This window comes from Maribacter sp. R77961 (assembly GCF_044594925.1).
Taxonomy (GTDB): Bacteria; Bacteroidota; Bacteroidia; order Flavobacteriales; family Flavobacteriaceae; genus Maribacter.
Window position 1 is genome coordinate 988,682 of record NZ_CP138991.1, and the last position, 24,896, is coordinate 1,013,577.

Annotated in this window: 19 protein-coding genes; 10 read left to right on the forward strand and 9 right to left on the reverse strand. The window is 39.8% G+C overall.

What is annotated here, in order from left to right:
- Nucleotides 1-8 precede the first annotated feature (8 nt).
- Nucleotides 9-1,397 (forward strand): phosphoglucosamine mutase, encoded by a 1,389-nt coding sequence (gene glmM, locus SJY09_RS04255; RefSeq protein WP_396637719.1) that lies wholly within the window; start codon nucleotides 9-11, stop codon nucleotides 1,395-1,397.
- Between the two features lie 51 nt (nucleotides 1,398-1,448).
- On the opposite strand, the gene SJY09_RS04260 is transcribed toward glmM, so the two are convergent.
- On the reverse strand, nucleotides 1,449-2,345 hold the full coding sequence (locus SJY09_RS04260; protein WP_396637720.1) for a lysophospholipid acyltransferase family protein: 897 nt from the start codon (nucleotides 2,343-2,345) through the stop codon (nucleotides 1,449-1,451).
- 59 nt (nucleotides 2,346-2,404) lie between these two features.
- On the opposite strand from SJY09_RS04260, the gene SJY09_RS04265 reads away from it, so the two are divergent.
- Together SJY09_RS04265 and SJY09_RS04270 are read left to right on the forward strand one after the other, a co-directional pair.
- The gene (locus SJY09_RS04265; RefSeq protein ID WP_396637721.1) at nucleotides 2,405-3,055 is read left to right on the forward strand and encodes a rhomboid family intramembrane serine protease; all 651 of its coding nucleotides are present in this window, start codon (nucleotides 2,405-2,407) and stop codon (nucleotides 3,053-3,055) included.
- A 138-nt stretch (nucleotides 3,056-3,193) separates the two neighbouring features.
- Nucleotides 3,194-4,837: a hypothetical protein gene (locus SJY09_RS04270; RefSeq protein WP_396637722.1), complete on the forward strand. Its 1,644-nt coding sequence runs from the start codon at nucleotides 3,194-3,196 to the stop codon at nucleotides 4,835-4,837.
- An 80-nt stretch (nucleotides 4,838-4,917) separates the two neighbouring features.
- On the opposite strand, the gene SJY09_RS04275 is transcribed toward SJY09_RS04270, so the two are convergent.
- Nucleotides 4,918-6,051 (reverse strand): redoxin domain-containing protein, encoded by a 1,134-nt coding sequence (locus tag SJY09_RS04275; RefSeq protein ID WP_396637723.1) that lies wholly within the window; start codon nucleotides 6,049-6,051, stop codon nucleotides 4,918-4,920.
- A 100-nt stretch (nucleotides 6,052-6,151) separates the two neighbouring features.
- Nucleotides 6,152-6,646 (reverse strand): hypothetical protein, encoded by a 495-nt coding sequence (locus tag SJY09_RS04280; RefSeq protein ID WP_396637724.1) that lies wholly within the window; start codon nucleotides 6,644-6,646, stop codon nucleotides 6,152-6,154.
- 90 nt (nucleotides 6,647-6,736) lie between these two features.
- On the opposite strand from SJY09_RS04280, the gene SJY09_RS04285 reads away from it, so the two are divergent.
- Entirely contained in the window at nucleotides 6,737-9,649 is a 2,913-nt protein-coding gene (locus tag SJY09_RS04285; RefSeq protein WP_396637725.1) for an FAD-binding and (Fe-S)-binding domain-containing protein, read from the forward strand.
- Here the strand turns inward: SJY09_RS04285 and SJY09_RS04290 are convergent.
- Nucleotides 9,646-10,491 (reverse strand): UDP-2,3-diacylglucosamine diphosphatase, encoded by an 846-nt coding sequence (locus SJY09_RS04290; RefSeq protein ID WP_396637726.1) that lies wholly within the window; start codon nucleotides 10,489-10,491, stop codon nucleotides 9,646-9,648. The two genes, SJY09_RS04285 and SJY09_RS04290, sit on opposite strands and share 4 nt — an antisense overlap.
- Nucleotides 10,492-10,682: 191 nt before the next feature.
- Here SJY09_RS04290 and aroC point away from each other — a divergent pair, with 191 nt between their 5' ends.
- The 5 genes from aroC (at nucleotide 10,683) to SJY09_RS04315 (ending at nucleotide 16,218) form a co-directional block, all read left to right on the forward strand.
- Nucleotides 10,683-11,747: a chorismate synthase gene (gene aroC, locus SJY09_RS04295; protein WP_396637727.1), complete on the forward strand. Its 1,065-nt coding sequence runs from the start codon at nucleotides 10,683-10,685 to the stop codon at nucleotides 11,745-11,747.
- Nucleotides 11,748-11,810: 63 nt separating this feature from the next.
- On the forward strand, nucleotides 11,811-13,139 hold the full coding sequence (locus SJY09_RS04300; RefSeq protein ID WP_396637728.1) for a dicarboxylate/amino acid:cation symporter: 1,329 nt from the start codon (nucleotides 11,811-11,813) through the stop codon (nucleotides 13,137-13,139).
- A 58-nt stretch (nucleotides 13,140-13,197) separates the two neighbouring features.
- Nucleotides 13,198-14,229 (forward strand): glutathione synthase, encoded by a 1,032-nt coding sequence (gene gshB, locus SJY09_RS04305; RefSeq protein ID WP_396637729.1) that lies wholly within the window; start codon nucleotides 13,198-13,200, stop codon nucleotides 14,227-14,229.
- Complete coding sequence (locus tag SJY09_RS04310; protein ID WP_396637730.1) at nucleotides 14,222-15,049, forward strand: N-formylglutamate amidohydrolase; 828 nt, start codon at nucleotides 14,222-14,224, stop codon at nucleotides 15,047-15,049. Before gshB ends, SJY09_RS04310 begins: the two co-directional genes overlap by 8 nt.
- Nucleotides 15,046-16,218, forward strand: coding sequence for a flavohemoglobin expression-modulating QEGLA motif protein (locus SJY09_RS04315; RefSeq protein ID WP_396637731.1), 1,173 nt, complete (start codon nucleotides 15,046-15,048; stop codon nucleotides 16,216-16,218). The genes SJY09_RS04310 and SJY09_RS04315 overlap by 4 nt, the downstream gene beginning before the upstream one ends.
- A gap of 4 nt (nucleotides 16,219-16,222) precedes the next feature.
- Here SJY09_RS04315 and SJY09_RS04320 read toward each other — a convergent pair whose 3' ends face one another.
- The 5 genes from SJY09_RS04320 to SJY09_RS04340 form a co-directional block, all read right to left on the reverse strand.
- Nucleotides 16,223-17,392: a DUF748 domain-containing protein gene (locus SJY09_RS04320; RefSeq protein ID WP_396637732.1), complete on the reverse strand. Its 1,170-nt coding sequence runs from the start codon at nucleotides 17,390-17,392 to the stop codon at nucleotides 16,223-16,225.
- Nucleotides 17,393-17,568: 176 nt separating this feature from the next.
- Entirely contained in the window at nucleotides 17,569-17,973 is a 405-nt protein-coding gene (locus tag SJY09_RS04325; protein WP_396637733.1) for a thiol-disulfide oxidoreductase DCC family protein, read from the reverse strand.
- A 182-nt stretch (nucleotides 17,974-18,155) separates the two neighbouring features.
- Entirely contained in the window at nucleotides 18,156-20,327 is a 2,172-nt protein-coding gene (locus tag SJY09_RS04330) for a DNA mismatch repair protein MutS (protein ID WP_396637734.1), read from the reverse strand.
- A 260-nt stretch (nucleotides 20,328-20,587) separates the two neighbouring features.
- Nucleotides 20,588-21,220, reverse strand: coding sequence for a hypothetical protein (locus SJY09_RS04335; RefSeq protein WP_396637735.1), 633 nt, complete (start codon nucleotides 21,218-21,220; stop codon nucleotides 20,588-20,590).
- A 217-nt stretch (nucleotides 21,221-21,437) separates the two neighbouring features.
- Nucleotides 21,438-23,963: a glycoside hydrolase family 3 N-terminal domain-containing protein gene (locus SJY09_RS04340; RefSeq protein ID WP_396637736.1), complete on the reverse strand. Its 2,526-nt coding sequence runs from the start codon at nucleotides 23,961-23,963 to the stop codon at nucleotides 21,438-21,440.
- A 255-nt stretch (nucleotides 23,964-24,218) separates the two neighbouring features.
- Here SJY09_RS04340 and SJY09_RS04345 point away from each other — a divergent pair, with 255 nt between their 5' ends.
- Entirely contained in the window at nucleotides 24,219-24,884 is a 666-nt protein-coding gene (locus tag SJY09_RS04345; RefSeq protein WP_396637737.1) for a uracil-DNA glycosylase, read from the forward strand.
- Nucleotides 24,885-24,896 lie beyond the last annotated feature (12 nt).

Sequence of the window (24,896 nt, forward strand, 5' to 3'; positions counted from 1 at the left end):
ACCATTTTATGACACTAATCAAATCTATATCCGGAATCAGGGGCACCATAGGAGGAAAACCTGGAGATAACCTAACCCCAATAGATGCTGTAAAATTTGCAGCATCCTACGGTATTTGGCTAAAGGACTATTCCAACAAAGACAAATTAAAGGTAGTTATTGGAAGAGATGCCCGCCTTTCCGGAGAAATGATACAAAACTTGGTTGTTTCTACCTTGGTAGGGTTAGGTATCGATGTTATAGATTTGGATCTATCGACCACACCGACTGTTGAGATTGCTGTTCCCTTAGAAAAGGCAGATGGCGGTATTATCCTAACAGCAAGTCATAATCCAAAGCAATGGAACGCCTTAAAACTTTTGAACGAGAAAGGTGAATTTTTAGATGCTGCACAAGGTGCTAAAATTCTAGAAATAGCGGAGCAGGAAGATTTTGATTTTTCGGAGGTCGATGATTTGGGAGCCATATCAAAAAATGATAGTTATATCGATATACATATTGATGAAGTACTGAATTTGCCCTTAGTTGATGCCGATGTCATCCGTAAAGCTAAATTTAAAGTGGTGGTAGATGGTGTTAATTCTACCGGCGGTATTGCCATACCAAAATTACTCAAGGAATTAGGCGTAGAGGTCGTGGAGTTGTATTGCGACCCAACTGGACATTTTCCGCACAATCCGGAGCCATTAAAGGAACATTTAAAGGATATCTGTGACTTGGTGATCAAGGAGAAGGCCGATTTTGGTATCGTTGTAGACCCGGATGTAGACCGTTTAGCATTTATTAGCAATGATGGTGAAATGTTCGGAGAAGAGTACACCTTGGTGGCCTGTGCAGATTATGTGCTGGGTAAAACTAAGGGAAATACGGTTTCCAATCTTTCTTCGTCCCGTGCGCTTCGTGATATCACAGAAAAGCACGGTGGTTCCTATGAAGCAGCTGCTGTGGGAGAAGTGAACGTGGTTACCAAGATGAAAGCAAATAAGGCTATCATCGGCGGAGAAGGCAATGGCGGTATTGTTTATCCTGAAAGTCATTATGGAAGGGATTCTTTAGTAGGTTCGGCACTTTTCTTAATGCTTATGGCAGAAAATGGCGGCACGGTTGCGGAACTACGCGCTAGTTATCCAAGCTATTTCATGAGTAAGAAGAAGATACAGTTAACTCCAGGGTTGGATGTAGACGGTATATTGGAGGCCATGGCCCAAAAATATAAGGATGAGGAGATTTCTACGATTGATGGGGTTAAAATTGATTTCCCTGAAAATTGGGTACACTTAAGAAAATCGAACACAGAGCCTATAATCAGAATTTATACAGAGGCAAAGAGCCAAAGTGAAGCGAATGCTTTGGCGGATAGAATTATTGAAGAGATTAAAGCTATCGCCAAGATTTAGCAGGATTCGCTTGTAAACAAATAAAAATGCCCTTTCCTCAAGGGCATTTTTTTATGCTATTTTGGCAAAAGATGCTGGTGCTTTTCCTCGATGTTTCCATCTTTTATGTGTCCACAGATAGTGTTCTGGCTTTTCCCTGATTTGCTGTTCGGTCAAACGCAAGAAAGTGTCCGTAATTTCATTTTCCTGGGTCTGCTTGCCGCTAACAGCAATCGGAATAAATTCAGCCTTGTAATAACCACGTTTAACCTTACTCACTTTTAAAAAAACGACTGCAAGGTCCAATTTTCGCGCCATAGTTTCCGCGCCATTGAATATGGGTACTTTGATACCCATAAAATCTGCCCAGTACTGCGCTCTGTGTGCTTGGGGAGATTGGTCACTGACCATTCCAAAAATTCCGATTACGCCATCCCGCTTGTCCCGGACTACCGTTTTTACGGTCTGTTGTTGTGTAATAAGGGTCGTGTTCCAACGTGCACGAACGCGTTTAATGAATTTATCAAAGTAGGCATTTCCAATCTTTTGGTACACGGCGTACCCCTTTGATTTCACGTAATTATTAATACTCACGTTCCACTCCCAATTGGCGTAGTGCGAACAAACGATTAAAATACTACGGTCTTTTTCGAGTTCCCTTAAAACTTCAATATTTTGAACATCATACTTTTTTCGGACCTGTTCTTTACTCAGGTTCATGGTTTTAACGGTTTCCAAGAACATATCGCACATATGCCTAAAGAAGTCTTTTTCTATTCGATGTATTTCTTTTTCGCTCTTTTCGGGAAAAACCAGACGCAGATTATCCTGAACCACTTTTCTCCTATACCCGAAAACACGATATACCAGAAAAAAAACAACATCGGAAAAACCGTAGAATAGCCGATGTGGTAATATGGATATGAACCATAAAAAAGGATAGGTTATGACGAATATCAGTAGTTGCATGCAAGAGGATATAGTGAGCAAATATAGCTATATTTGATGCCAAACTTAAGGGTTTCTTCATGAACAATATGCACATTGCCACCATAGCAGTAATAGCTGCAAACGTACTCGTTTCACTAAAAGGCTTTAACGATTCTTATTTTTTTGACCGGTATAAATTTGGTATCGGTGCCATAAAGGCCGGACAAAAAGAGCGCATGTTAACTTCTGGTTTTTTGCATGTAGATATTGCGCATCTATTTTTTAATATGTTTACGCTATATTTCTTTGCAGATGTAGTCATTGCTTGGTTTGGACCTGCAAAGTTTATCATCATTTACTTTATAAGTTTATTGGCAGGAAGTCTATTGGCCCTTTTCTTTCATAAGGATGAGCCTTATTATTCTGCAGTTGGGGCGAGTGGTGCGGTAACAGGGATACTCTATGCAGCGATCTTGCTACAGCCGAATGACTCCTTGGGAATCATGTTCATACCTATCCCAATTCCTGCTTATATTTTGGGTATCGGATATTTACTCTATTCCATTTATGGCATGAAGAGTAGAATTGGTAACATAGGTCATACCGCCCACTTTGGTGGAGCAATTGGTGGTTATGCTACCACTTTATTATTTATGCCAAGTCTTTTGCAAACAGATACTTTGATGGTGCTACTACTTGCAGTACCAATTATACTCCTTTTTATTTTAGAAAAGCTTGGGAAGTTATAAAAAGTAAGAATTAGATTACAATTATTGTGCATCTTACCAATAAATCATGTAATTCGTCGAAAAGCATAAGCCTTTCATAAGAGAATTAGGTTTGGTTCGTTCTTGAATGACTTAATAAACCAAATCTTATTTTCAGTTATGAAAAGAATAGTACTATTAACAGCTGTTGCCCTTACTACTTTATCTTCATGTAGTGATGAAACTACGGTCTTCGAAGAGCCCGCAAAAGATGACCTAAGACTTGAAACAAGCGAAACTTTATTAGAGAATAGTATTTTATATGACAAAGCAGGTGTGCTTGATATATATGATGAAGCTACGGTTTCTGGTAAAAAGGCAAGCACTGCAAAAAATGATGAAGCTGGTGATTATCCATTAACTTTGGTGGCTCAGGTAGATGTTCCTTCATTTAGTGGAGGACAGAACCTTACCGCTTCCCATGTAGATGTCGATGGAGATTACGCTTATGTTTCTTACAATACCGTAGAGGACGGCTATGCTGGCGGTGTGGACATTATAAATATTAGTGATCCTAATAACCCAAGGGTGACCTCTAGACTATATTATTCCAATGCCGATATCAATGCAATTGACTATGATGACGGTTACATTTATTTGGCGGGTGGTGTTGATTCGGAACGTTCGGTACGTGCGACCGATAATTCGTTCGTAGCAAAAATTCAAGCGGTTAATGGACGAATGAACCTTGATGCAGGTATCAGCTACGGTTTTCAGGAAGGTTTCAACGCTACAGATGTCAAAGTTTCTGGAAGCGAAGTTTTTCTTACCAGTGGACGAGAAGGTTTTGTAAAGGCTTATAATAAAACAGACCTATCCATTGCAAAAGAAGCTCCTTTTATGGATTTAAGAGCAGTAGCGGTTCAAGACAATTTTGTTGCCGTTCTAGATGCTAGTCAAGGAGTAAGCATTATGGATCAAAATTTAAATGTGATCAGGGATATTGCTATTGATTCCGATTTTGGATTAAATACTAAACGAACCTTGGACTTCTCCGGTGAACATATAATCGTTGCAGAAGGATCAAAAGGAGCTGGTGTGTATAACGCCACCAGTGGAAATTTTATAGAATATGTACCGATCCTTTTAAATCCGGATAATGTTGATGACGTCGATGAAGTTACCAATGCTGTAGCCACCAATGAGGATGTCCTTTTAATGGCCAATGGTGGTGCCGGTCTATGTTTATCCGAAGAACAGAACGACAATACCGATTTGGTCGGGATTATCCAATTAGAAGGTTCTATCAATTTTGTAGCCTCTAAAGATGATTATATTTTTGCTGCTTCCGGTAAAGAAGGTTTACAGATTATTAAGCTAAACAGGCCTAATGAAAGTCTTGTTGCCCGTTGTGCTAATTTGGTGGCCTATTCCGGTAGTTCTAACCTAAATATCAATAGTGGTAGTGGCGGCGCTTTTCGAGGTGCAAGAAGATTCAACAACTTCAATGTAAATGGGTCACTATTATTATGCGGCTCTTGGACCGTTAGAAATAATGCCACAATCGGCGAGAATGCCCTTTTTGAAATGAATGGTACCTTCGTCGTAGGCCGTAACAACAGAAGAAGAAATGTAATTGTAGAAACAGGTGCTACATTGAGAGTAGAGGGTAACCTTACAATTTATGGAGACCTGATTCTTAATGATGGCGCTACGGTGGAATTCATTGGTGAGAATTCTGTAGTCAATATCTTTGGAAGTGTTACCCGAAACGGGAACATAACGGTAGATGGAACCTATAGAGATGTTAGAAATAAATTCTAAGTAAAATATAATACCAACCTAACTGAACTAAAAAGCCTGGACTATTGTCCAGGCTTTTTTTATAAAATATGTTGCTAAGTCTAATTTAGTAGCTCTGCCACCTTTTCTTCCAAGGCAGGTCCTCTCAAATTTTTTGCTACTATAATGCCGTTTTCATCCAATAAGAATGCTGCCGGAATAGCATCTACATTATAAAGCTTTGCAATTTGGTCATCAAAATATGCGACATTGGAAATATGGTTCCACTCGAGTCCGTCATCAGCGATTGCTTTCTTCCAAGCCTCGGCAGTTCTATCTAAGGAAACGCCAACCACATTAAGTCCTTTATCATGATATTTATTGTAAACGGCCACTACATTTGGGTTCTCGGCTCTACAGGGTCTGCACCATGCGGCCCAAAAATCAACTAAAGTAACTTTCCCCATTACGTCACTAAGTGCAATCGTCTCTCCTTCCGGATTTGGACCTGAAAACTCAGGTGCCTTCGCACCGATAGAAGTATTTTTCTCTGCCTCCTCGGATACTTTTAAACTTTCAATGCCATCTAAAACACGTTTACCTGGCTTTGAATTTTTAATTTCTGGTGTCAAGGCTTCGTACATGGTCTTTATTTCTTCACTGTTGATGGCTCTAGAGGCCACCGCACGATCAAGCAACAATGCGGAAATTAGGGCATTTGGATTGTTTTTAATATAATCCAACTCAAAACCTTTATACTCTTCCTGTAATTCCTGCATTTCATCTCTCAACGCTACAATAGAAGCTTGGGGACTACCATCTTTAGTTGCCCTTTGCAAATCTTCTTGGATGGACCTTGCTTTTTGTGACAATGTTCTAGATTTTTCTAGATAATCGGTAAAAACATCATTTTGCAGTGTTCCTTTAACTTCAGCAAATCCTAAACTATCTTTTTGGGCGCTAAATTCAATAGTTCCGTTTTCAAGAATCACAGCAGTATATCCTTGGGCCTTGTCCACGAATATATAGTGCAATTCGGGAGTGGCCGAAATACCTTTGAATTGAAAGATGCCATTGGCTATGGTAGCAGTGTCTACTTCTACGGGTTGATTATTATCCCCTATTTTTTTTAAAAATACGTTTGTTCCTTCTTCGACCTCGCCTCTTAAGGTTCCTTCTATAGTGAATCCGTCAGGTTCTTGATTACAACTTGCCAGCGTAAGCAAGCAGATAACGAATAGTATGCTATTTTTCATAAAATCAAATTTTTTAGTAGCGGCAAAGGTACTTATATAATAGCATAAAAAAAAAGGCCTCAGTCGATGGACTGAGGCCTTAAGAGTAAGTTAAAATTGTTTAAAATAAATAGCGAATCCCAAGGCCAATGTCAAAGTCAAAATTATCCGAGAAGCCGTTATAGCCTACAACGCCAACCTCTGGTCTAAAATCCAATGACAACAAAAGCGGTATGTCAAAATGATATTCAATTCCTATGTCACCAGCGGCAAAAACAAATAGTCCACCATCATCGTTTAGACCGGGAACAGGACTGAAATCCACGCTTCCGAGGCCTCCACCAACGCCATAATACCAATTAAAACCACCTTCTATAGGTCTCACCCATTGGTAAAGCCCTGCTAATTTAAACGCACTGAAGTTACGACTGTCTCTCCACCCTAGGTCAAATTCCACTCTGTTAGTTCTACCAATTGACTTTTGATAGGATATTTCCGCACCAAAGCCATCACTGTCTCCAAGCCGAAGACCAAGGGCGTGATCAGAAATTTCCTGAGCGTTCATGGAAATGGTAAAGAGAAAAAGAAATCCTGTTAAACATTTTAAAATTTTCATAAGTTCTTCTTTAATTAATGAATAAAATGAGCCTTTTACATATGTAGCTCAAACAATAAAACTTAATTTAGTACCCAAAATTGTGCCAAGTTGAATAATAAATTACTCTACAATCTAGCTGCGGACTTAGAGGGTGAATTGCTGGATGATAAGCTCACGAAAAGTCTATATGCCACAGATGCCTCAGTGTATCGTAAAATTCCCGTTGCAGTCGCCTTGCCTAAAACCAAGCAAGATATAAAGCGGCTCATACGTTTTGCTAATGACCAAAAAGTTGGACTCATTCCCCGTACGGCAGGGACATCGCTAGCAGGGCAGTGCGTAGGTGACGGAATTGTGGTGGACGTATCCAAGAATTTCACAAAGATAATAGCGCTCGATAAAGAAAAGAAACAAGTTACGGTGCAACCTGGTGTAATTAGGGATGAACTAAATCAATATCTAAAACCCTTCGGGCTGTTCTTCGGTCCAAATACTTCCACCTCCAATCGTTGCATGATCGGTGGAATGGTAGGTAATAATTCCTCTGGAACAACTTCTATCCAATACGGAGTTACACGAGATAAAGTAGTATCCCTAAAAACAATTTTATCCGATGGTAGTGAGGCGGAGTTCGGAACCATTACCAAAGCCGAATTTGAACATAAAATTAAAGATAATACACGTGAAGCTTCACTTTATAATAATATCTATAAAGAGTTAACTGATAATAATATAAAAAATGAAATAACTACTCAATTTCCAAAACCAGAAATTCATAGAAGAAACACAGGTTATGCGGTGGATGAGTTGCTAAAATCCTCATTTTTTGATGGCCCTGAGCTGGGCTTAAACTTAGGGAATTTACTTTGTGGAAGTGAAGGAACGCTTGCTTTTACTACCGAAATTACCTTGAGTTTGGATGATTTGCCACCAACACACTCGGCCATGGTGGTTACACATTATAAAACGCTGGAAGATTGCCTTTTAGATGTTGCACCGGTAATGAAGCATCCTTTGCAACTCTGCGAAATGATGGATAAGGTAATTTTGGATTGCACCAAGAACAACCGAAAACAATTGGCCAATCGTTTCTTTGTGGATGGTGACCCGGAGGCACTTTTAATGCTACAGGTTAGTGCTCATAATGAATTGGAATTGAATGTACTGGTGCAAGAGTTACAAGCTACGATTAAGAAGTCTGGCCTTAGTTATGCTAATCCTGTTCTTAAGGGAAATGATATTAGCAAAGCAATAGAACTGCGTAAAGCGGGGTTGGGGCTTTTAGGCAATATTGTAGGGGACATGAAAGCGGTTGCTTGTATAGAGGACACTGCGGTCGCTTTGGAAGACCTGAAGGATTTTATTGGGGAGTTCACCAAAATAATGGAGGGGTATGATCAAAAGGCTGTCTACTATGCACATGCCGGTGCGGGAGAACTGCACTTAAGACCTATTTTAAACCTCAAGAAAGGTGATGATGTAACTTTATTTAGGGCTATTACCACGGATGTGGCTAAATTAACAAAGAAATATAGCGGTTCCTTTAGTGGCGAACATGGTGATGGTATTGTTCGGGCAGAGTTTATCCCATTGATGATAGGGGACAAAAACTATGAGCTGCTCAAAAGAATCAAGACCTATTTTGACCCTAACAATATTTTTAATCCAGGTAAAATCGTGGACCCTTATCCCATGGATCAATCATTTCGTTATGAGATTGATCGAAAGGAACCCAAGGTGCCTACTTTATTCAATTTTTCAGATAGTGAGGGCATATTAAAAGCTGCGGAAAAATGTAATGGAAGCGGTGATTGTAGAAAAACACATCATATGGCTGGCGGCATGTGTCCCAGTTACCATGCCACTAAAAAAGAAAAGGATACTACCAGGGGAAGGGCCAATGCTTTACGAGAAGTATTGACCAATCCTGAGAATACAAATGCTTTTGATAGTAAGGAATTAAAAGAGGTCTTTGACCTATGTTTAAGCTGTAAGGCTTGTGCCAGTGAGTGTCCCAGTAATGTGGACATTGCTACCCTTAAAGCAGAATTCCTGTACCAATATCAAGAAACAAATGGTTATCCTTTAAGAAGCAAACTCTTTGCTTACAATACAAAACTGAACAAAATAGGAAGCAAAGTAGCTGGTTTAACCAATGCGGTCTATGAGTCCAATATGCTTGGAGGTTTACTTAAAAAAACCAGCGGTATCGCGCAAGAAAGAAGTCTTCCTAAAGTTTATAGTTTTAATTTCGATAAGTACTTACAAAATATTAAAAAACAATATGTTGTAAAGAAGAATAAAGTCGTTCTATATATTGATGAATTTACGCGATTTCTAGATATTGAAGTGGGTAAAGATGCTATTGATTTATTGGTGCGCTTAGGGTACGATATAGAATTGTTCTATGCGGAAAGTGGTAGAACCTTCCTGTCCAAGGGGTTTTTAAAACAAGCAAAGAAACTCGCTGAGAAAAATAGTTTGCTCTTGTCTAAGTTCAGTGAGAGGGGATTGCCTATTTTGGGGCTGGAACCATCGGCTATTTTATCTTTTAGGGATGAATACAAAAGAATGTCCAAAAACCCTAAAATGGCCCAACAGATTGCGGATACTTCCTTTTTAATAGAAGAGTTTTTGGCTAAAGAAGTTAGTGATGGCCAAATTGATGCAAGTGCGTTTACGGAAGAAGAAAAGGTAGTTAAGATTCACAATCACTGTCATCAAAAAGCATTAAGTAATCAGAAAGTAACTTTTGACGTCCTTAATCTGCCTAAAAATTATAAGGTTACCATTATCGCTTCGGGTTGTTGTGGTATGGCAGGTTCCTTTGGTTATGAAAAGGAACATTATGAAGTAAGTATGAAGGTTGGAGGACTCAAATTATTCCCTGCGGTTAACAAAGCAGCGGCAAGTACCATAATCGCCGCTAATGGAACAAGTTGTAGGCATCAGATTTTTGACGGTACCAAAAGAATAGCCAAACATCCGGTAAGCGTTTTAAAAGAAGCCCTACTTCCTTAATGCGCTGCCTTTATAGTTTTTTCTTTCTTGGAAGTAATCGTTTTTATAAGCGTGTTCATATCCATTTCCTTTAACTCGGTATCCATGAAAAATGGGACAAGTTTGTCATTGGCATATCTATAAATTTTCCAACGTTTAAGGGAATATTCCAAAGCGGATAAATTTTCTACCCAATCACCAGAATTAAGGTAAAGCACATTTCCCGCATGTCGCTCTACAAATGTTTTTTCTGGCTGATGGATATGGCCACAGATTACGGTGTCATAGTTATGGGAAAAAGCAATATCTGTTGCAATATCTTTAAAACGAGAAATATGTTTTCTACCCCCTTTTGCAGCTTTTATCCGACTGGATAGGGAGAATTTTTCCTTTCCCCGCTTTTTTAATACCCAATTGGTAAGCTTATTGGCATAATCAAGTAATCGAAAGCCAAGATTTCCAATTTTACTTACCCATCTTGGGTTCAAAAGGGTAGTGTCAAAAATATCACCATGAAAAAACCATGTTCTTTTTCCATCTAAATTTAACACCAGGCTTTCGCCGAACTTTATATTACCCATCGCGAAGTTAACGATGCGTTTAGGCACTTCGTCGTGGTTTCCTTTAATATAGTGTACTTCGGTTCCTTTGGAGGCCATAGAAATTATTTTCTTTATCACCTTTAAATGGGAAGGCGGAAAATAACTAGCACTAAAATGCCAGATATCGATAATGTCTCCGTTTAACACAAGAATCTTAGGTTCTATACTTGACAGATAGACCAGTAACTCGTCGGCATAACAACCATAAGTTCCTAAATGTACGTCAGATATAACTACAATATCAAGCTTTCTTTTTCTCAACCTAAGAATTTTATATGCAAAATTAAACCTAATGGTATATGACTTTTATAAAATCATATCATTTTTAAATCAGTAAAGTGTTAAGGAAACATTACCTATCTGCGCTAAGTTTAATTTAATCTTAAGTGTGGTGAGGATTTTTCTTTGATGGATTTAAAAATTACCTTTGTTCTTAGACCTTTAATGTTCGTATGGCAGGAAATACTTTTGGAAACCTATTTAGGGTTAGTACGTTTGGAGAATCGCACGGGAAGGCGATAGGTGGTGTAATAGATGGATGTCCCTCTGGAATAGTTTTAGATATGGCGGCGATCCAAAAAGATCTGGACAGACGTAAACCGGGTCAGTCGGCTATTGTGACGCAACGCAAAGAACCTGACGAGGTTGAATTTTTCTCGGGAGTGTTCGAAGGGAAGACCACGGGAACACCCATTGGGTTCGCTATCCATAACACCAATCAAAAATCCAAGGACTACGGTCATATCAAGGATTCATACAGACCATCGCATGCGGACTATGTGTATGACAAGAAATATGGTTTTAGGGATTATCGTGGTGGCGGAAGAAGCTCTGCTAGAGAAACCGCAAGTAGGGTAGTAGCAGGTGCCATAGCCAAGCAATTTTTAAAGGGTGTGGAGATAGATGCCTTTGTTTCCCAAGTAGGGGAACTAAAGCTTGAAAAAAGCTATCTGGACTTGGACCTTTCTTTAACCGAGACAAATAATGTGAGATGTCCGGACCTAGAAACGGCTGCAAAGATGGAAGCCTATATAAAATCGATTAAAAAAGAAGGAGATACCATAGGAGGAATCATTACCTGCGTCGCCAAGAATGTTCCTGTTGGGTTGGGAGAACCTGTTTTTGATAAGTTGCATGCAGAATTAGGGAAAGCCATGCTCTCAATCAACGCCGTTAAAGGTTTTGAATACGGTAGCGGATTTGATGGTGTTGCCATGAAAGGAAGTGCACATAACGACCAGTTCAATTCCGATGGTTCCACTAAGACCAATTATAGTGGCGGTGTACAAGGTGGTATTAGTAATGGCATGGATATTTACTTTAATGTGGCCTTTAAGCCAGTAGCTACGGTCATACAGGCCTATGAAACTATCGATAAAGAAGGTAATACCGTGAAAACCCAAGGAAAAGGCAGGCATGACCCATGCGTGGTGCCGAGAGCGGTACCTATTGTTGAGGCCATGACAGCCATGGTTTTAGCCGATTATGCCCTATTGAACCGCACGATTAAATTATAGTTTTTCTTTTTTGGACATTTCCCTTTCAAAATAGTATCTTACTAGCCTAATGTAAATTTAGGTATGAAGAAACTTGCACTGCACTGGCAGATAATGATAGGTATGGTTTTGGGACTGTTTTTTGGTTTCGGGATGACCTATTTTGATTGGGGAAAGAATTTCGTGGTAAATTGGATAGCTCCATTGGGAACTATTTTCATAAAACTTCTAAAACTCATTGCGGTCCCATTAATTTTGGCATCGCTCATAAAGGGTATATCCGATTTAAAGGATATCTCTAAATTTAGAAATATTGGACTTAGAACCATAGGTATATATGTGGGTACTACCACTGTGGCCATTATTTTAGGCTTGGTATTGGTTAATGTAATAGCGCCAGGAGATGGTATCTCCGAAGAGACTATTGAGAAACTGACATCTACCTACGCCAATGATGAAGGAGTAAAGGCTAAATTAGAGGAAGCCTCCCGCCAAAAAGAGAGTGGACCGCTGAAGTTCTTAGAAGATATGGTTCCCGATAACGCGGTAAGTGCCTTAGGGAACAATCAATTAATGCTGCAAGTTATTTTCTTCACCATTTTCATGGGTATTTCCATGTTGCTTATAGGAGAAGAAAGGGCAAGGCCCTTGAAGAATTTCTTTGATTCTTTAAATGATGTGGTCTTAAAAATGGTGGACCTTATTATGCTTACAGCTCCTTTCGCGGTTTTTGCCTTATTGGCTAACGTTGTAGTCTCGTCCAGTGACCCTGAAATTCTATTGGCCTTGTTGAAATATGCGGGTGTTGTCGTATTAGGACTATTTTTAATGATTGTTTTCTATGCAACCCTAGTTTCGGTATTCGCAAAGAAGAATCCATTTTGGTTTTTAAAACAGCTGAGTCCGGCACAATTGTTAGCATTCTCTACTAGTTCCAGTGCGGCGACCCTTCCGGTAACAATGGAAAGGGTAGAGGAACACATAGGCGTTGATAAGGAAGTTTCTAGTTTTGTGCTACCTGTAGGAGCCACCGTAAATATGGACGGTACAAGTCTTTATCAAGGGATAGCCGCCGTTTTTATTGCACAAGCCCTTAGTTTTGACCTTCCCTTAACGGCGCAATTGACTATAGTTTTAACAGCACTTTTAGCATCAATCGGAACGGCTGCGGTACCTGGTGCCGGAATGGTTATGCTAGTGATTGTATTGGAGTCTGTTGGATTTCCACCAGACAAATATGCTATTGGACTCGCCTTGATATTCGCAGTGGACAGACCATTGGACATGTTGCGAACTGTTGTAAACATTACAGGTGATGCTACGGTAGCTACCATTGTAGCAAAGTCCGTTGATAAATTACATGACAATCCTAAAGCTAAAAATTGGGACGACCATTATGATGAAGTAAAGTAAACTGCCTCTGGGTATGATTTCCTTTGGCGGTGCCACTAAAAACATAAAACGTTTGAAAATGAATATTTGCTTTTTAATGTATCCTTGGGAGGAAATAGACCCAGAGAACGATACCAGTTTGGCGCTAATCCATGAGTGTGTAAAACGAAAACATGGTGTTGCGCTATGTTCCCCTGCAAATCTTACCATCAGGAACAGTGTAACGAACGCTTTTTGTACAGTGCTAAACCGTATGGACAAAGTTTCAGCGAGTTTAAAATCGTTTTACAAACAGGCGACCTTACGGGAAGAAATGTTGCCCTTGGCAGGGTTTGATGTGATTTTTATGCGAGCCAATCCGCCATTAGACCCTATTATGCTTAATTTCTTGGATTCGGTGAAAGACGATGTGTTCATCGTGAATTCCTTACAAGGAATAAGGGAAGCGAACAACAAGCTATATACTGCGGCCTTTGGCGATTCTCATAGCAATATCATTCCGACTACACACGTATCTAAAAATAAAAACTATCTAATTCAACAGATTAAGGAGGCTAAGGCCGATAAGATGATATTAAAACCACTAAACGGTTTTGGTGGTTCTGGTGTTATATTAATAGAAAAGTCGGCCATGAGCAGTATCAAGTCGCTATTGGATTTTTATATCACTAACCCCGATGGTACGTCTAACTATGTCATTCTTCAAGAATATATTGAAGGAGCGGACCAAGGAGATGTACGCGTATTAATCTTGAACGGAGAAGTTATCGGGGCCATGAAAAGAGTTCCGGGAACTGATGACCACCGTTCTAACGTTTCTGCAGGCGGTACCGTGGCAAAACACAGCTTAACAAAGCAAGAAAAAGCGCTTTGTAAGCAAATTGGACCCAAATTGGTAAAAGACGGACTCTACTTTGTTGGCATTGACGTTATTGGAGGAAAGTTGGTGGAAGTAAATGTAATGTCTCCCGGTGGAGTAACCTACATGAACAAGGTCTATAAGACCAAGATACAGGTTAAAGTTATCGACTTTGTGGAGAGCAAGGTCATTGATAAGCTAAAGGCTTTCGATAGACGGTCTCGTTTGCGTAATGAGGTGGAAAATGCATAAATTTTCCATTCCTGATATTATTTCCAATATAAAAGCCGAAAAAACATTTGAAGCGGTATCGGCAGATTATTCCTTTACCATTAAGATTGATAACTATGCTCCTTATATCTGTGGAGCAGTGCATGACGGTCATCAATTTAGAAAAAGTCTTTGGGAGAATTGCTTACATACGGCGTATGATCGCTGGTATGAAGAAGACCCTTGTACCAAGGAGATGGTACAATCGCACCCTATTGTAATTGCTGGTCGTGATAGTAGATTTGAGTACGATTTAAATAGAGCTCCTGAAACTGCGATATACGAAGATGCCTGGGGTAAAAATCTTTGGAAATCGCCACTGACGTCGCAAGAGCGAGAAGAGAGCCTGGCCAAGCACGATAATTTCTATAAAGTCGTACATGCTTTAATCCAAAAAATTGAAACCTTATACGGAAAAACTATTGTTTTTGATATGCATAGTTACAATTGGAAGCGATGGGATAGGGAAGTACCTACTTGGAATTTAGGTACCTCCAATATTGATAACGATAGGTTTGGAAGTCTAGCGTCTGCTTGGAGTAAGCGTTTAGAAACGATGAATCTACCGAACGGTATAAAATCTACCTCTAAAATCAATGACACCTTTCAAGGTAACGGTTACTTTCTCAAGTACATTACACAAAATTTCAAGAATACCTTAGTTCTGGCTACAGAAATCGCAAAAGTGTACTGTGACGAATATGAAGGCACACTATATCCAGAAGTCGTTCGTTCTGTGGAGGTACAGTTAAAAGAATTAATACCTTTACAACTGAAAGAATTTCAGGATAACATCACATGATAGAAGAGAAACAACAGCTTACATTGCAGGAGGAATATGCTGACCTCTTTGAGATAGATGCTAATCTTGACCGCTTGGTAAAAAAGATTGAGCTCCTGAGCTATGTAAACCCCTTGAACATTGAAAAGGCAAAGAACCAGTTCTTTACCTCAAAATATACGGAAGACCCCGTTTTTAGATATCCTAAGTTAAAATTTGAGGCCTATAAATTACACCGGCTTTTCTTTTCTCAGCGTTTGGAGCGAATTACAGATGAACGGATACGTAAAGTATATCAAGATATTATCTATTACTACTCCAACATGGTTCAATGTATTGAAACCATTGGTCAGGATAAGCGATTTTACTACAATTCATTACGGGTATACGGGTCGCCAACGGAGAAAGATGTGCAAAATGCCCAATTTATACTACATTTTGCCAATGAGCCAGAGTCTTCAGATATGGATAAGGTGCATACCGCAGAGGAGGCGAAAGCATATTTCGAAAAATTTTCGGAGCAGTACGATTTTCCATTGAACATTAAGTTTGCCACTCATATTGCGGCAGACGCAATGGTCAGTAATGCATCGCAATCCTTATTGATAAAGCGAAATACGAAATTCAGCAAGAACCAATTGCTTACACTGGCCAACCACGAAATAGGAGTACACTTGGTAACCACCTATAACGGCATGCATCAACCTTTAAAGATATTTTCTAACGGTCTCCCAAAGAATGTAGAAACTCAAGAAGGTTTGGCCGTATTTAGTGAATACATGAGTGGCGCGTTAACCTTGAAGCGATTAAAAGAACTGGCCTATCGTGTGCTGGCCTCGGATAGTTTGATCAAAGGGTATAGCTTTTCAGATACCTTCGATTTAATTCACAATCAGTACAAACTCAATAGAAACGACGCTTTCTCCATTACACTTCGTGCGCATAGGGGCGGGGGGTTTACCAAAGACCGCTTGTATCTCAGTGGATTAAAGAAAATTTATAAGCGTTATTTAAAAGAGAGGAGTATGGATTCGCTTCTAGCAGGAAAAGTTTCCCTGGACTATGAACCAGAGATTAAGCACCTGCTGGATTTAGGTCTTGCGCAGAAAAATAAGTTTAAGAATTTAGCGTATCAGCAGAATAACAATACCAATAAAACCTTGGATTTTATACTGAACAACCTAAAGTAGGTTTTTATTCCTCCTTTTCGCTTTCTTTTTTCTTGGCCTCCCTTTTTTCTTTACGTTCCTGTTTAATGTCCTTTTTCTCTTGGGCTTTATCTGCTTCCTTGGCGGCGTCTTCAAAATCAATATCATCATCAACAACACCTTTAAAGGCTTGTATCCAGGCATTTTTAAAGATTCCGGTAATGGTAGGCCAAATTTTAGGCCCAACATTATTCAAATCACCCTCAATTGGCACTTTAGTGGCCAAGGTGTTGTTTTTTTGATTCTTAAGTAAGAATTTAAAGAAGCCCACAAAACCTTCCCATAGGGTCCCTAAAAAGCCGTCTTCCTTACCAATCAACTTACTATCCTTGATGATTGGCTTTAAGGACCCTTTCAGAAAACCGTCGGCAATTGCGATTTCCCCAAAAACCTCGAACGTACCGCTATCAAAATCTATTTTTGCATAATGTTGGGTAAAATCATTGAGTGCTGTGACATTGGCCTCAGTGATAGAAACGGCAATGTCCATATCGGGTATTTCCTTTACAATATTCATTTTTCCGTCCAATTTCATATTTCCATTACCTATGGAAACGGCCGTAGCATGTACTTCTGAGGGTAGCGTACGCTTTTGGAGCACTACGTTTCGAAGGTTGGATGCCCTAAGTTGTATCTGCTTTAAGTTTAAATCGATATTTGGGTCGGCCTGAAGTTCTACAAAAGCGGCCGTACCATCTATAATTTCTAAATTGTTGATATCAATGGGAACAAGGTCGGTAAGTGCTTTGGACCAATCTTCCACCTCGGGTTCTTTACCGTCGCCTTGTTGATCTTCGAAGACGTAGATGAACTTGGGTTGTGTCATTGTAATTTCACTCACAATCCTGCCGTCTAAAAGGGCGTTCCATTCTATAGAGATGTCCGTTTTCTTGAAATCCAGAAAAGGTACATTAGACGAGGCCTCTACCTTGTTGAGATACAATCCGTGTATGACATAAGCACCACGCCACAAAGCAAGGTCGATGTCTTCTACCTGCCCATAATATCCCGGGATATCCGCAAGTACTCCATTCACGTATTTTTTAACCATATAGGGAAGTAGTAGACGTAAGGCTATAAAGAAAACGATGATACTTACTGGAATTAGGTATCGTTTCTTCTTATAAACTTTTTTCTTTCTAGTCGCTGAGGTCATAATATATAAATGTGCTGTAAAGATTTAATTTTTAGCTATATCAGCTTGGTTCAAATGAGATATTTAAGACCTCATACCATTTAAAAAAGCACTATAAATCGTATATGATTTAATTTTAAAGATAAGGAACAGTATATATTGAGAATTTGCCCGAACAACGTAATAAGAGAGTGGATTTATAAAAATTTGGACTGAAGCTCCGGTGTAGGAATCATGCAAGTGTCCTTTTTTCCGAACCAAGCATAGCGGTAGCGAGCGATTAAATCGTATACGATATTTCGTAAACCACTAGGAATCAAGTATAATATTCTAGATAGACTTCCAAAGCCATTGAGGTCGCTTCCAATTTGTAAAGCAGCGTCCGATTTAATGTAATACGCTACTCCAGGTTCTATTAAAACAACGGAATCAATGCTGTTGGAATCAATTCCTCGTTCGTATACCAACTTTTTACCAATTTCACTCTGTAAGGAAGCATAGCGAAAAGTATCTTTGTTATCACGCTTAATTACAAACTGAATAAAGCCATTACAAAGATTGCAAACGCCGTCAAAAAGTATAATTTTCTTGTTTTCTTCCACAGAACAAAGATAGGTCAGGTGAGGTGCAACACCTAAATTTTATAATGGATTTAAGAAAATGGTTGAAAGGTATCTACATACAAGGAATGAATTACGGTTTAATCCTAATATAGTTCTCGTCTCACACCTAAAAATCGTATACGATATAATACAACTACTTGATAATCAAATCTCTTAACTCATTATTTGTTACGTTCCACTAATTCTAATTGCCCCACACTCACATTGGTGGTAAACATCCCGTAGTTCACGGTCGCTTTTCCCTTTTCGAGTTTGTCAATACTACCAACCGCCTTACCATCGTGCATACGAACGCGATCTCCTATTTTAAAAACAGGTCTTGGTTTGTTTTTTTCCTTGAAGATGGCCTTTTTCTTTGCCACCTTCTTTTTCTCTCGAATAACCTTTACTTCTTTCTGGACTTCTTGGGCTACTTGAACCTTTTTAGAACGGTCTGCTTTTGCTTGTTTGGCAGTCTTCTTTTTACGCTTGCTGTTTTCGGTCTCCACAATTCGTAGGAGTTCCGAAACCAAAGGACGCTTCTTTTTATCCTGAAAATACTTATCAGCCGCAGTATTTACTTTGTTACCCAACTGAATCATCCGTTGGTCATGGTCGTATAGCTCTTGGTAGTTTTCTAACTTGGATTTTACTTTTGCGTTCAGTTTTTCTAATCGCGCCGCCTCTTCTCTCGCCTTGGATTCCTCTTCTTGCAATCGAGAACCTGTTTGCGCCATTTTGCTGCGCTCTTTCTGTAATTTGGCGATAGTGGCATCAAAACGAACCTTCCCACGCTCTATCTTTTTCTTGGCCTTGTTAATAAGCGAGTAGGGGATACCGTTTTTCTGTGCGACCTCAAAGGTGAAGGAACTACCGGCCTGACCCAATATTAATTGAAACGTAGGTTCTAAGGTCTTCCCGTCAAAAAGCATGTTCGCATTGCTAATATGCGGAAGTTCGTTCGCTAAAGCCTTTAAGTTGGCGTAGTGGGTGGTAATTACACCGTAGGAACCACGCTCATAGAAAACCTCTAGGAATGCTTCGGCCAAGGCACCTCCCAATTCCGGGTCACTTCCCGTTCCAAACTCATCAATAAGAAAAAGTGTTCGGTTGTTGCAGCGTTTTAAAAATTGGTTCATGTTCTTTAAACGGTAACTGTACGTACTTAAATGATTTTCGATGGATTGGTTGTCTCCGATATCTGTTAGAATCTTATCGAAAAAGCAAACCTCGCTACGCTCGTGTACCGGAATTAATAAACCGCTCTGCACCATCACCTGAAGTAGTCCAATGGTCTTTAACGTAATACTTTTTCCACCTGCATTGGGTCCGGAAATAACGATAATACGGTTTTCTTCATGCAGTTCAATCGTCTGCGGAAAGGTCTTTTCGTTTTTACGTTTGTTGCTTAAAAACAGTAGCGGGTGATACGCATCCCGCAGATACAATCTGTTATCCTCGTTAACATTTGGCAGTATAGCATTGATATCCTGGGCGTGCTTGGCTTTCGCCGCAGTAACGTCAATGTGACTTAAATAATCTTGATAATCGCTTAAAAGGCCTCTAAATGGTCTTATTTGATACGTAAGCTGATTCAAAATACGTTGGATTTCCTCTTTTTCCTCAAACTCCAGATTGTTTAGTTCCCTGCTATATTTCAAAGCGGCCTCTGGCTCTATATAAACAATGCTTCCCGTTTTAGAGGTACCCATGACGGCACCCTTGATTTTCTTACGGTACATGGCCTTGACGGCCAAAACACGTCTGTTTTCTACGACCGACTCCCTAATGTCGTCCAAATAGTCCGATGATTGGTAGGTAGCCAGTGCACTTCCAAAGCTTTGGCTTATTTTACCACGTACGTGGTTCATTTGCCGTCTTACGCTCAGTAAAGTGTCGGAGGCGTTGTCCTTAATCTCTCCAAAACGGTCAATAACCGCATTGATGAGTAGGGGAATCTCGGTATTGCTTTCTAAGGCTGCCGCGGAATCATTTAATAAAGGATAGTATTCCTTAAATTTTTTGAAGAATTTTTGATGCGTAACTACGGTATTGCACAAACTGGCAATACGCCGAAAACCCAATAGCTCCAAGGTCGTATTTTCAATCTTTAGCAGTTTTAAATCGTTACTAATACTATCAAAACCATGGTTGGGGATGCGGTTTTCGCTGATAAAAGAACTTAGATATTCCGATGTTTTTCCTAGTGCAACAATTATTTCTTCTTTGGTGGACAAGGGCTGTATTTCCATAGCGGTCTCCTTGCCCAATTCTGTATTGCAACGGGAAGCCACCTGTTGCAAAACCGTAGGAAATTCTAAGTCTTGAAGCGTTTTGGAATGTATGTTAGCCACTTTTATGTATTAAGGAGCGGCAAAGGTACGGATTGGGTCTGAGATTAGAAATTGGTTAGTTTTGTCGTCTACCAATATAAAGCTTTTGTATTGAGTTATTGGTAAGGGTTCTTCGATTTTTTAATGAAAAAATTAAATGCAACGAATTTTAAAACCGGACAATAGTCTAGCATTCTCTAGATCTAGCTAATAATAGTCATTTTTATTTCAATATTCTGGTACGTCAATTTTTATTTTCTAAACTTGTGTTCATAATTATATCAATCAAGATATATTGAAAATCCTGTAGAAAGATTAAGGCTGCGTGTTACATCGGTAATATCAGAAGCATTTTCTTCTCTTGCTTTAGTCAAAAAAGCAGACCAATTTAAGATTGTGTCAAAAGAAACTTTACTTCCAAGTGGTATTGCGATGCCGGCGCCACCTCCAAATTGTAATAGATTTGATTTGAAAGTGCCATTACTAAAAGTACTTTCCGTTTTGAAAGAGCCAAAACCAGCAAATGCTTCTAAAAATGGTAAAACTTTCCCAGCCTTGAAATAATAACGCCAAAAATTATTAAAAGCAATGCGATTAGATTTATTCTCAAATTCAGTTTCGTCAATTGTTAAATCAGAGAAAGTCGTTGATTTAAAATTTGAATATTGGATATTAAAACCTACGACAAGGTTGTCAATTAAAAAATATCCAGCTTCTGGGGAGATTGAAAAGCCAAAATTTTTGAACCTTGGTTCTTCATTATCGTTTGATTTGATTTTTTGATTACTCTTTCCAAACGATATCGCTCCATCAAGCCCTAAATAAAAATTTCCTTTTTCAGTTTGAGAAAAAGAATCTGTAAGAAATAACAAGGCAAAGGTTATAGAAAGTAATAGTGCAAATGATTTGTTCATTTCTGAAAATTTAAAACGAATGCTAGTTTTTAGCTAAGTGAATTAACCGCTCAATTTATAAGCCTTGTGCTAAAGTAGCCTTTCCAAATTTTTATATCAAGTGGTTTGTGGTTTTAAGTTTACATAAGCTGTAAATCGTGATTATTACAAAACAAACTGGGCAACAACTAACTGCTTTGTTAATTGTTGCCTAGTAATAGATAAAGCATTAAAGCTATTATTTGCCGTCACATCCGGGCTTCGCGTCTATATCAGATTCCAAACGAATATCCCCAAGGCCAATATCAACCCCTTCGTCAGCGCTAATGATGAACGCTGCGTTAATAGCACTCATATCAACCCCTAAATTATCAAAACAACTAAGGCTAATACGGTATTCTTTCCACTCATTTGCAGCAATGGTAATGTCCAGGGTTTCGTTACAGTCAGCATCATCTGCACATCCCATACCTATTTTAACCACCGCCTTACTATTGGTCATTGATTTTGCCGAGAAGGTCAGTTCCATAGCACCGTTACTTTCACGGGCCATATCTGCTGGAGCCGTCGCGGTTAACCTTAGCTGGTCATTGCCAGAGGTGGTATACTTGATGCGCAGCGCATCTTCTTGTGCCTTGTGGTCGGTCTTGCTTATGATGAGTCCACCTACAGAAGTAGGGAAGCTACCTATTTGTTTGTCCAAATCGCCCGATTTAAGCCATAAACTCCACGGAGCAACGGGTGCGCCTTTCGTGTAGAATACCCCTGTTGATGCCACTTCACTTTTCTCTAAGCCAGATTCTTCTGGTAGTTGCGCTACGGTGTCCTTACTTTCATAACTAAGGCCATATCCTAGCTCAAACAAGTTTTCAGCATCTTTATTAGCCGTGTTGTCAGTTACTACCGCACTACTTGGCCATGAGAAGGATAAACGACCGGTAAAATCATAGGAGGGGTCTCTTTGGAACAACAAATCCGATATGCCACCACCTTCGCTACCTGGTAACCAAGCTGCAATAAAGGCATCTGACCCATTTATTTCAGGGTTGCTCCACATGGGGCGACCGGATAGAAAAACAGAAACGACAGGAACACCCATCTTACGAAATTCAGCAAGTTTATTAGTGTCAAAACCGTTGGGAACAAAGTCTAGATTCACACGATCTCCTTGAAATTCTGCATAAGGGTCCTCACCGTAAACGGCAATAACCACATCGGCCTTTTGGGTACTTTCTCCATCTGGCGAAAAAATTAATTTACCACCTGCTTCGTTAACCGCCTCTTTAATACCGTCCAATATAGATTCGCCATTAGGGAACTCGCTATTGGTGTGGCCCGTACCTTGCCATGAAAGCGTCCAACCACCGGCTGCCTTAGAAATACTGCTTGCACCGTCTCCAACGACCATAATTGTTTTGCTAGCATCTAAAGGCAATACGCTATTGTTGTTTTTTAATAAAACCATGGATTCGCGCACCGCTTGTCTTGCTATTGCTCTATTTTTAGGAAGGCCTAAAAGACTTTCATCCCCTGCATTTTTACGTGTGCTGGGCGCCCCTTTGGTAAATATCCCCGAAGCGATTTTTACTCTAAGTATACGGCGCACGGCATCGTCCAATCGTTCCATAGGCACGACCCCATTTTTTACATGGTTTAGCGTGCTTTCATATAAGCCCTTCCAGCTATCGGGAGCCATGAACATGTCAAGACCTGAATTTAGGGATTGTGCGCAATCTGTATTTGTACAACCGGTAACCTGCCCATGACCGTTCCAGTCGCCCACGACAAAGCCATTAAAGCCTAATTGCCCCTTCAGTACATCGGTCAATAAATCCTTGTCGCCATGAAGTTTTCTACCTTGCCAGCTCGAGAATGAAGCCATTACCGTTTGAACTCCAGCCGGAATTGCCTTGTAATAACCGGCGGCATGTACATTACGTAGTTCTTCCTCACTAATCAAAGCATCCCCTTGGTCCACACCATTTTGCGTTGCTCCGTCGGCCAAAAAGTGCTTAGCACTGGAGATTACACGACCTGCGCCCATAAAATCATCGTCACCAAAACGACCTTGTAAACCGTAAACAATACGGTCTGCGTACGATGCAACTATTTCTGGGTCTTGTGAGAATCCTTCATAACTACGTCCCCAACGAATGTCCTGAGGCACCGCTAATGTAGGCGCAAAGGTCCAATCGTGTCCAGAGACCGTAAGTTCATGAGCGGTTATTGAAGCAATTTGCTCAATTAAATCTGGATTACGCATAGCACCAAGACCAACATTGTGTGGAAAAACAATTGCACCGCTCAAGTTCGCGTGTCCGTGCACGGCATCAATTCCCCATATACAGGGTATAGCAATTTCAACACCTTCTGGGTCAATGGATGCATTATAATATTCATCCGCTAGGGCCAACCATGCTTTAGTATCTGCGTAAGGCAATGGCCCTGGGGCTGAATTACCACCACTTAATACGGATCCTAAACGATATTTTTTAACCTCTTCTACTGTAACCGATGCATTATCGGCCTGAATGACTTGCCCTACTTTTTGTTCTAAGGTTAGTTTAGGCAGGATTTCATCTATTTGCGCTTCGATTTCCGGGTCTAATGGCAATGGTTTGATGGTCGTCCAATCCTGGGGATGAACAATATTTTCAGCTTTTTTTGAATCAACACTGTTGGCTTGCTCCGTACAGCTTACGATAACGCTAAGGGCCAAACAAAAAAGCAAACTTGATGAAAAGAAAGATGTAGTAGTACGCATATGATATTTTTGGTATTTAACAGGTCTGTTTAAGGTTTTTAATTAGTCGAGAAAGATACTATTATTTCCTAATGCCACCAAGTGTAACCAGACTAGAAAAGTTGTGTCATTATTTTTATTAGTAGTAATCAAATTCTTGGGTTATGCCGAAGTTTACTACCACATGGCACCTCATTTTTACCTAATTTTACACGGTAGCATTCAATGAGCGAACTATACATGAAAAAAAGAAAACCACAATACTTTAATACCTAAATGCCTGTACAAATACATCCAAGTTGGAAAAAGAAACTTCAAAACGAGTTTGAGCAAGATTATTTTAAACAGCTCATTCAATTTGTGAAAAAAGAATATAGTGCCAATACCTGCTACCCAAAGGGGAACGATGTTTTTGCAGCCTTTGACCATTGCCCGTTCGATGAGACGAAAGTGGTGCTTATTGGTCAGGATCCTTATCATGGACCTGAACAAGCCAATGGGCTGTGTTTTTCGGTAAAAGATGGAATTTCACATCCTCCATCACTGATAAATATTTTTAAGGAAATCACAACCGATTTAGGAGTTCCTTATCCGAAAAGTGGAAATTTGGAACGCTGGGCAGACCAAGGCGTTTTGCTGTTAAATGCGACCCTAACGGTTAGAGCTCATGAAGCTGGTAGTCATCAAGGCAAGGGTTGGGAAAAATTCACGGATGCCGTAATAAAGACCTTGTCGCATGAAAAAGAACAATTGGTATTTTTATTATGGGGCGGATTTGCAAAGAAAAAGACTAAACTTATCGATGCAAATAAACATCATATTCTTACCTCCGGTCACCCTTCGCCATTAAGTGCGAATCGTGGATATTGGTTCGGTAACAAGCATTTCTCCAAAACAAACACAATTTTATCAAGTTTAGGCAATAAAACTATTGACTGGTAAGTTCTTATCATA

Excerpts from the sequence above, each read along its gene's own strand:
- SJY09_RS04265 (WP_396637721.1), top strand. The coding sequence starts at position 2,405 with ATGAACAATATGCACATTGCCACCATAGCAGTAATAGCTGCAAACGTA.
- SJY09_RS04260 (WP_396637720.1), bottom strand. The coding sequence starts at position 2,345 with ATGCAACTACTGATATTCGTCATAACCTATCCTTTTTTATGGTTCATA.
- SJY09_RS04345 (WP_396637737.1), top strand. The coding sequence starts at position 24,219 with ATGCCTGTACAAATACATCCAAGTTGGAAAAAGAAACTTCAAAACGAG.
- SJY09_RS04275 (WP_396637723.1), bottom strand. The coding sequence starts at position 6,051 with ATGAAAAATAGCATACTATTCGTTATCTGCTTGCTTACGCTGGCAAGT.
- SJY09_RS04280 (WP_396637724.1), bottom strand. The coding sequence starts at position 6,646 with ATGAAAATTTTAAAATGTTTAACAGGATTTCTTTTTCTCTTTACCATT.
- SJY09_RS04310 (WP_396637730.1), top strand. The coding sequence starts at position 14,222 with ATGCATAAATTTTCCATTCCTGATATTATTTCCAATATAAAAGCCGAA.
- SJY09_RS04320 (WP_396637732.1), bottom strand. The coding sequence starts at position 17,392 with ATGACCTCAGCGACTAGAAAGAAAAAAGTTTATAAGAAGAAACGATAC.
- SJY09_RS04300 (WP_396637728.1), top strand. The coding sequence starts at position 11,811 with ATGAAGAAACTTGCACTGCACTGGCAGATAATGATAGGTATGGTTTTG.
- SJY09_RS04335 (WP_396637735.1), bottom strand. The coding sequence starts at position 21,220 with ATGAACAAATCATTTGCACTATTACTTTCTATAACCTTTGCCTTGTTA.
- SJY09_RS04315 (WP_396637731.1), top strand. The coding sequence starts at position 15,046 with ATGATAGAAGAGAAACAACAGCTTACATTGCAGGAGGAATATGCTGAC.
- SJY09_RS04340 (WP_396637736.1), bottom strand. The coding sequence starts at position 23,963 with ATGCGTACTACTACATCTTTCTTTTCATCAAGTTTGCTTTTTTGTTTG.
- SJY09_RS04270 (WP_396637722.1), top strand. The coding sequence starts at position 3,194 with ATGAAAAGAATAGTACTATTAACAGCTGTTGCCCTTACTACTTTATCT.
- aroC (WP_396637727.1), top strand. The coding sequence starts at position 10,683 with ATGGCAGGAAATACTTTTGGAAACCTATTTAGGGTTAGTACGTTTGGA.
- gshB (WP_396637729.1), top strand. The coding sequence starts at position 13,198 with ATGAATATTTGCTTTTTAATGTATCCTTGGGAGGAAATAGACCCAGAG.
- glmM (WP_396637719.1), top strand. The coding sequence starts at position 9 with ATGACACTAATCAAATCTATATCCGGAATCAGGGGCACCATAGGAGGA.